The sequence below is a fragment of the Endozoicomonas sp. genome, from assembly GCF_051008435.1.
Lineage (GTDB): Bacteria > Pseudomonadota > Gammaproteobacteria > Pseudomonadales > Endozoicomonadaceae > Endozoicomonas_A.
Window position 1 is genome coordinate 1 of record NZ_JBPCXO010000316.1, and the last position, 2,578, is coordinate 2,578.

2 protein-coding genes are annotated in these 2,578 nt (G+C 48.5%); both read left to right on the forward strand.

Features of this window, described 5'->3' with window-relative positions:
* Positions 1–750 precede the first annotated feature (750 nt).
* Positions 751–1,662, forward strand: a complete 912-nt coding sequence (locus tag ACR2PX_RS16000; RefSeq protein ID WP_434000355.1) for a hypothetical protein — start codon at positions 751–753, stop codon at positions 1,660–1,662.
* Between the two features lie 60 nt (positions 1,663–1,722).
* The coding region (locus tag ACR2PX_RS16005) for a hypothetical protein (protein ID WP_434000356.1) at positions 1,723–2,578 on the forward strand (856 nt) is incomplete at its 3' end.

Sequence of the window (2,578 nt, forward strand, 5' to 3'; positions counted from 1 at the left end):
GAGAAGTTACCGCTGTATTTAGGTTTCTTCGAGTGTCTGCACAACATCAGAAAACGGGGAAAAGCAGCTCTCTCCGGTCTTCTGGAGGTGCTGTTTGGATAACTCCCCGGAATCCATTAAGAGCCACAAATTATTGGGCACATCGGCCAGGAATCAGCAAAAATCGACAAAGCTATAACACTCCAGCAACAACAAATCGATAAGCTGAAAGAATACCGGGCTACCCTGATCAACAGCGCTGTCACCGGAAAAATCAAGGTAGTGTGATCTTCATAACACAGGGCGCTTGCGCCCATTCTAAACCATGCCTGGCAGGGAACTGGAGAACTATGGTGTTCTAACCGGGCCTGGTTTAGTATCAGTGGCACTGTTTAACCCGCATATTGCATGAAGCCACTACGATTTCATGCGAAAAGCCTCGTCTATCGAAGGCTACGGATGAAAATGGCAAAAATACAAACTGTCATGTGGGCGCTTGTCGGCTTCTCGCTAGCTCTTTTCCCGCCATGACAGCATTTTGTCGTCAGATCCATGCAATAAGCATGAATATGACGACAAAAAGTGTCAGCCGAAAAAATAGCAGAGCGAGAAGCTCGACACTTCATGCAATATGCGGGTTACTGAGTTGCATAGTCTGATTCACAGAGGCAGTTTGGAAAATATTGGATCGGCTAACAATCCAGACCGAAGTGTCAAATTTCCCAAGCCGCCTCTCAAAACAAACCGTCTCTCAAAAGAAGTAGATACAGGATGTTGAAACGACTTTTTGCCACCCGTAAAAGCCCCTGGATTCCCGGCCGATATGAGCGGGAAACGTATGAAATAGACTTCTCGGGCAGTCTTCTCAAGATAGAGCTGCCACCTCATCATGATTATGAGGGGTTCCCTGCCGAGCCGGTCAAAACCCAAATCAATCTTTACGACAGCCGCAGCTTTACCAGCATAGAGCAGCTGGGCGATATGCGGTTCAAGGAACTCCATGAGAAGAAAGGGCTTGAGACCCTGGGAGTCACCAAGCGCAGTTGGGAGTTATTCGGCCCTGTCTGGCGGGAACAGCCTGTAGGTACTGTAGCTTTTTCTATGGTGGCTTGCCGGTCTGATGCCCTGCCCGAGTCCATGAGCTGCTTTAACCCTAACCATTTCGAGCAGGTTCTGATTCGAAATCTGTACTTTCGGTATCCTATGAGGCCAACAAAAGGCTACTTTAGTGCACCCATTAATTGGCGTGTTAAAGAGGTGAATGGCAACAGTTGGGTCTACCATGAGGTGCATATGGACTTTGCCCAGTACAAAAAGAAAGGCATAGAGCTATTGGCCAGTCAGCCCGCCAGTTTTGACAGCCATTTATTTATCCCGCTGGGTCAACGTTTTTTCCTCCGGGTTAATTTCTGGTATCTGGGTTATGCCCCGGTTGAGTCTTGTTTGCAACATATGAACGAATTGCGGGACTCGGTTATAGACAGTATTCAGCTTTCACTCAGCCCTTCTGCTCAGACGGCATTGGATGATGCCAGGAAGCGTTGGCCCAATGACAGGGCAAGCCAATACCGCACTCCGGAACCCTGGGTTTACCCGGAGTGGCGGCAGGGTGAATATGAAGTTGAGCCCGATACCGTGATTACCAAACCGGGGAGTCAGCCTCCGGAGTTGCATCCTGAATAGGCGTACTCAGAGTTAACAAGGCCATAAGAACCACACGAATAACACGACAAGGGATTTGTTATGACCAGTATCAGCCAGCTGAACCGAACCTGGCAGCTGATTATCCGTAAAGATGAAAGCTCCAACGTCAGTCGCAATGTTTATGTGATCAAGCAGCACTACCCGTTGTGGGAAAATCTGAAACGCACTCATACCGGTAACTATTACAAGACCATTATTGTACGCACGGCCTATCAACTCTGCTCAATGGCAGGAGCGCGCAATGGAGAGAGTAAATCACTGGATCTGGAAGGCGGTAGCCTGCACTACACCATCGACTCCAAGGGTGATGTGGGCATCTACCTGTTGGAGATCAATGACAGTATTTCACCTTCAGGCAATCAGAATACCGGAGTCTATCGGGTTGAATACGATCAGGAAGATAAAAAGTGGAAAACGAATAATGAATACAGGCAACATCTGGGGCTGGATCATGGCTGGAACAATATTCACTATGCTGCGGTGAGTGGAAAGTTTGAAGACAAAGAGGCCGCTGGAAGAAAGCTGATTGAACACATCCGTAATGCCTATAAGCTGGTAGAAAGAGATATTAACCAGCTCCATAACCATTACTCACTGTTCTGGCAGAAAGATCAGCATTCATCGGACAAGCACGCCAGTATTCTGCTGGCGCTTCTGCAACAGGCCATGGCCAGAGACGCTCGGGTCAACTGGCTGGTGCATGGCGAGGGGGCGGGCACTTTTGTGAGTGCTATGAAAAAGCTGGAGGCCAATCCACAGTACCAGCGTATGATGGCCCATGAAGAAAGCCAGCAGTACCAGAATGTGTATTTTTCCAATCCCAGGGGGAAAGGCACCCGCAAAAAACAGCTGGAGGCATTGTGTGAAAAAGTCGGTTTTAATCTGGTGGACATTA